This window comes from Variovorax sp. P4_D9 (assembly GCF_056401695.1).
Genome location: NZ_JBFUIU010000632.1, coordinates 1 through 5,230 on the forward strand (window position 1 = coordinate 1; position 5,230 = coordinate 5,230).

At 66.4% G+C, this 5,230-nt stretch carries 6 protein-coding genes; 4 read left to right on the top strand and 2 right to left on the bottom strand.

The window, feature by feature from the left end:
- On the bottom strand, positions 1-348 hold a 348-nt coding region (locus tag AC1DY5_RS41015; protein ID WP_478120177.1), incomplete at its 3' end, for a MarR family transcriptional regulator.
- A 142-nt stretch (positions 349-490) separates the two neighbouring features.
- On the opposite strand from AC1DY5_RS41015, the gene AC1DY5_RS41020 reads away from it, so the two are divergent.
- The 3 genes from AC1DY5_RS41020 to AC1DY5_RS41030 are packed head-to-tail and all read left to right on the top strand — an operon-like array spanning position 491 to position 2,343.
- The gene (locus AC1DY5_RS41020) at positions 491-1,315 is read left to right on the top strand and encodes a metallophosphoesterase (RefSeq protein ID WP_478120178.1); all 825 of its coding nucleotides are present in this window, start codon (positions 491-493) and stop codon (positions 1,313-1,315) included.
- Positions 1,312-1,506, top strand: a complete 195-nt coding sequence (locus tag AC1DY5_RS41025) for a hypothetical protein (RefSeq protein ID WP_478120179.1) — start codon at positions 1,312-1,314, stop codon at positions 1,504-1,506. Before AC1DY5_RS41020 ends, AC1DY5_RS41025 begins: the two co-directional genes overlap by 4 nt.
- 18 nt (positions 1,507-1,524) lie before the next feature.
- Positions 1,525-2,343 (top strand): nitronate monooxygenase, encoded by an 819-nt coding sequence (locus AC1DY5_RS41030; RefSeq protein ID WP_478120180.1) that lies wholly within the window; start codon positions 1,525-1,527, stop codon positions 2,341-2,343.
- A 255-nt stretch (positions 2,344-2,598) separates the two neighbouring features.
- Here AC1DY5_RS41030 and AC1DY5_RS41035 read toward each other — a convergent pair whose 3' ends face one another.
- Positions 2,599-3,513 (bottom strand): LysR substrate-binding domain-containing protein, encoded by a 915-nt coding sequence (locus AC1DY5_RS41035; protein WP_478120181.1) that lies wholly within the window; start codon positions 3,511-3,513, stop codon positions 2,599-2,601.
- Between the two features lie 82 nt (positions 3,514-3,595).
- On the opposite strand from AC1DY5_RS41035, the gene AC1DY5_RS41040 reads away from it, so the two are divergent.
- Entirely contained in the window at positions 3,596-4,963 is a 1,368-nt protein-coding gene (locus AC1DY5_RS41040; protein WP_478120182.1) for a M20/M25/M40 family metallo-hydrolase, read from the top strand.
- Positions 4,964-5,230 lie beyond the last annotated feature (267 nt).

The window sequence follows — 5,230 nt, forward strand, 5'->3', positions numbered from 1 at the left end:
CAACTCCTGCAGGTGCAGCAGTGCCAACTGCTCAAGACAGGCCTTGCCTTTCGGCGTGAGGTGCACCTCGACGCGGCGCCGGTCGTCGCGACGTGGCGCGCGCCGCACCCAGCCGGCGGCTTCGCAGCGTGACACCAACGAGACGACGCCGTGGTGCTTGGCCTGCAGCCGCTCAGCGAGTTCCACCACCGTCGCCCACGGGCGGCCCGGGTAGCCCTGGATCTGCAACATCAGCTGGTACTGCAACGGCGTGACGCCGCGCAGATGTGTCAGCTCTTCGCTGAAGCGAAGAAAGCGCCGGAGCTGGTAGCGAAACCGCGCCAGCATCTCGAAATCGGCCTTCGTCATCGTTCCATCCGGCATGGCAGGTGTCCCCTTGCTGGCAATATACATCACAACGTGATATACATGCACACCAGGTCACGGCGCCACCAGAGTGACTCCTGCGTGTATCCGCTGCGCCCGCAACCCACTCGCCGCCTGTTTGTCCATGAAGCTGAATATCCTGTCCGACCTGCACCTGGGGTTTGGTGCAATGGAGTGGCCGGTCAATGATGCTGATGCGATCGTGCTCGCCGGCGACATCTCGCGTCCGCGCGAAGCGGCATCGTGGGCCATGCGCTTCGGCAAGCCGGTGCTCTATGTGGCAGGCAACCACGAGTTCTACGGCAGCAGCATCGATGGTGCCCTCGACGAACTCAGGCGCCAGTGTGAGCGGACGAAGGTGCATGTGCTCGACGACAGCGAGCTCGTCATCGACGGCGTGCGATTCCTCGGCACCACTTTGTGGACCGACTTCGAGTTGTTTGACGACTCGAAGCTGCGCGCGGCCGCGAAAGAGGAAGCCCGTCGATGCCTGCGCGACTTCAGCCGTATCCGTGCCCGTGAAGGCTCGAGCGACCTCTTCACCCCGGACGACTCGGTGGCCCTGTTCCGGCAGCACGCGGCGTGGCTAGCCTCCCGACTGGCCAGCTCCCATGCCGGTCCCACGGTGGTGATCACGCACCACGCGCCATCGACCCGCAGCATCCACCCGCGGTTCGCGGGTTCGCTGCTCAACGCCTGCTTCGTGTCCGACGTGGAGCACCTGTTGGGGGCGCACCGTGCGGTCCTTTGGATCCACGGGCACACGCACGACAGCTTCGACTACGTCGTCGACGGCACCCGCGTGGTCTGCAACCCGCGAGGCTATGCCCACGGCGGCGTCAACGAGAACCCGCTGTTTGATCCGGATTTCATCGTCGAGGTGGAGAGCCGCGCCGCCGCGGCACCGGCACGAACACATGCACCGTCCCAGTCGGAAAGGCAGTCATGATCACCACCGAGCTCACCCGGATGTTCGCCCTCCAGTCCCGATCGTCCTGGGCCCGATGGGCGGCGTGGCGGGCGGACGCCTGGTCGCCGCTGTGTCCAATGCCGGCAGCCTCGGACTCGCAGGCGGCGGCTACGGCGACCCTGGTGCGACTGCTCACCGACAAGCCTTGGGGTGTCGGGCTGATCACCTAGTCGTGCGAGCGCGACATCGTGGATCGGGTGCTGTCCCATCGGCCGCACGCGGTCATGCTGTCGTTCGGCGAACCGCGGCCTCATGGAGCTGTCGTCAAGGCCGCAGGGCGCCGGCTGATCTGCCAGGTGCAGGACTTGGCCAGCGCGGCGTTGGCGCGCGAGGCGGGGGCCGATCTCATCGTGGCCCAGGGTACCGAGGCCGGCGGGCACGGAGGAGCGCGCGCCACACTGCCGCTGGTTCCGGCGGTGATCGACGCGGTCGACCCGATTCCGGTGCTGGCGGCCGGGGGCATCGCCGACGGTCGAGGCCTGGCGGCCGCGCTGGCGCTGGGCGCACAGGGCGCCCTGATCGGAACGCGCCCTTACGCGAGCGACGAGGCCTTGGGCTCGGCGCGAGCCCAGCTGAGAATCGCTATGGCCAGCGGCGACGGCACGCAGCGCACCACGGAGAGGCGAAGCGCGGACTTGGCACGCGCCGCCCGGGGTCTGGTTCCATGCCAAGTCGCCGTTGACGAGCTGGTCGTTGCGCTGCTGGCCAGAGAGCAGGTAACCGCCACCGCCGGTGGGCTCGGCGCGGCTCAGCACGATCTCGTCGCGCATTGCGCCCTTGTCGTAGTCGATGGTGCGGGTGAACGAATGCAGCGTGATCCGCGGCCAGGCGCCGCCGGGCTTGTACGCTTGGCCAAAGGTAAAGCCGGTACCCTCAGCCACATAGGGCATGCTCTTGGCGTTCGCACCGCCCATGATCACCGCGGAACGAGCGAGCACGTCGTCAGCGTTGTCCGACCTGGAGGCACAGGCCGCCAGCCAACAGGCCATGCCGATGGCAAAGCCTGATCGAAGCACGGTACCGCGGGTGAAAGCGCATCGCGTCATGGTGCCTCCCGGCGTACGACCCACTTGCGGTCGTGGCTACACCTGATTCTGGATGGGGGCGTTGGATGCGCAATCTGTGCTGCCCCCTCCAATGACCTGCCTCCGGCACAACGTCACTCTCATAAACTGGCGCTCCAGCTCGCAAGGCGTGGCGCTACATCCTGTGGCGTGTCGTGGCCTTCGGGCACTCTGCGGACTACTGTGCGACGCCTGCCGCTAAGCCCCTTCGGCGGCGGCCGCCTCGGCAAGCCAGCCCGTGAATGTCGCCGCCAGCGGGTCCTGCGCCCGGTGCGGCGCCACGAACACGCTGTAGCCCCGGTGACCCTGACCAACGTGCGGATGCGCCAGCACCAGGTCGCCTGCCTGCAACTCGCGCTCGACGAAGTAGCGCGGCGCCAGCCCGACGCCGAGATCGGCTCGCACCGCCTCGACCAACATCGAGAACAGATCGAAGCGATGCCCTGCCGCCGTGTTCACCGGGGCGCGGTTGATGCCGGCCTGCGCGAACCACTCTTCCCACCCGCCGAGTCGCGAGGTCAGTTGCAACAGCGTGGCGCCGCGGAAGTCGCCGCGTGCCATCTCGCGCCGACCGCTGGCCTGCGGCGCGCACACGGCCACGCATTGCTCCTGCATGAGGGGCTGCACCAGGGCGCCAGGCCACACGGCATCGTCGTATTGCACGGCGACGTCGAAGGCCGGTTCAGGCATGTAGATCTGCGTCGGGAACACCTGCAGATGCAGGCTGCACGTCGGCGCGCGCTGCGCGAATGCGGGTAGCCGCGGGATCAGCCAGCGCTCGGCCAGCACCGGCACCGCGCCCACTAGCAAGCTCACTCCGTCGGGCCGCTGTGCCATCGCCTCGAGGGTGTGGTTCTCCAGCCGCAATAGATCACCGGAGATCTGGGCGTGGTAGCGCCGGCCGGCTTCGGTGAGTTGGGAGCCGCGCGAAGTGCGCTGCACCAGTCGCACGCCAAGCTGGTTCTCGAGCAGGCGCAACTGTTGGCTGACGGCGCCGTGCGTCAGGCTCAGCGCCTCGGCCGCCTTGCTCAGACCGTGATGGCGCGCGACAGCATCGAACACCACCAGTGCGCGGGTGGTAGGCAGGTGGCGGCGGGTGTTAGAAAAGCTCACAGCACGCTAGATTAAAGGAGAGCGGCGCAGGCCGTAAAGCGAAAGAATGTCGGGCTTGCCGTCCAACCTCACTGATCGCACTATGTCCCGCGCCTTCTCTCTCCGACTCGCCAACCTGGCCACTGCCGTCGCGCTGCTGGCCGCCAGCGCCGCACAGGCCCAGAGCTTCAACGCGGTGGCGCCGACGCCGGTGCAGGTCAAGCCGGCGGTCGACCAGGCCTACACGCAACTCATGGGATCGCCTGCCATCGCGAAACTGCTCGACGCGGTCAAGGCCGACCACGACCGCTCGGTGGAAGACCTGAAGATGCTGACGGAGATCGAGGCTCCGCCATTCAAGGAGCAGAGGCGCGCCGAGGCTTACCTCGCGCGCATGAAGGCGCTCGGCCTCACCGATGCGCACATCGACACGGAAGGCAATGTGGTCGGCCTGCGCAAGGGCACGGGCAACGGTCCCAAGCTGTTGATCTCGGCACACCTCGATACGGTGTTTCCGGCCGGCACCGACGTCAAGGTGAGGGAGCGCGACGGCAAGCTCTACGCACCCGGCATTTCGGACGATGTGCGCGGCCTGTCGGTGCTGCTCTCGTGGCTCAAGGTGCTCAACGACAACAAAGTCCAGACGGTTGGCGACCTGCTCTTCGTGGGCAACGTCGGCGAAGAAGAATTGGGCAATCTGCGAGGCATGAAGCAGATCTTCGCCGAACACCGCGACATCGACGGCATGGTCGGGCTCGAGCCAGCACCCGACGGCAGCGTGCTGATCCTGGGCACCGGTAGCCGCCGCTACGAATTCACCTTCAAAGGCCCGGGCGGCCACAGCTACGCAGCGTTCGGCCAGGTGCCGAGTGCAATCCATGGCATGGGCCGTGCGATCGCAAAAATCGCCGACGTCAAGACGTCGACCTTTCCCAAGACAACCTTCACCGTCGGCACGGTGGGCGGCGGTACCTCAGTCAACACCATCGCGCCGGACGCGCGCATGGCGGTGGACATCCGCTCGGATGCCATGGAGCCGCTGCTCGAAACCGAGAAGAAGATCCTGGCCGCGGTGGACGAGGCCGTGATCGAGGAGAACAATCGCTGGGACGTGAACACGCTGGCTGTCACGAACAAGCTCATCGGCGATCGCCCCGGTGGCCGTACCGCGGCCGACTCGGTGATCGTGGAAGCCGCCGTCCGCGCCAACAGCGCGTTCGGCCACAAGACGCTGCTCTCCGGCGCGAGTACAGACGCCAACGTGCCGATGGCGCTCGGCATCCCGGCCATCATCATCGGCGGTGGCGGCAAGACCGGCGGTTTCCATGCGCTGAGCGAATGGATAGACGTGACAGATGGCTGGAAAGGAGCGCAGAATTCTTTGCTGACGGTGCTGGGACTGGTAGGCGTGCAGGGTGTGAGCGAGCCGTTGCTACAAAAGCGTCCGCCGCGCGCCCCGTCAACGAAGTAGGTGCTCGTGTCGCTTATCGGCTGGCCCTTGATCATCCTGGGCGTCGCGGCTGGCGGTGCTTGACATCCTGCCGACCTACGACTATTGGCCGAAGATGGACCGGCAGTCGCGCTGCGCATCTACCACTGGGCATTCTTGGCCCAGCCATATCCGATGCCTGAGCGTTTGATCCAGTTGAATCCTGATGAATATTTTGGGTACACCCTGCGCAGCCTGGCGAAAGCCGGCACCGATCCGTTCGCCGTGCGCTTGCGCACTATCTGACGG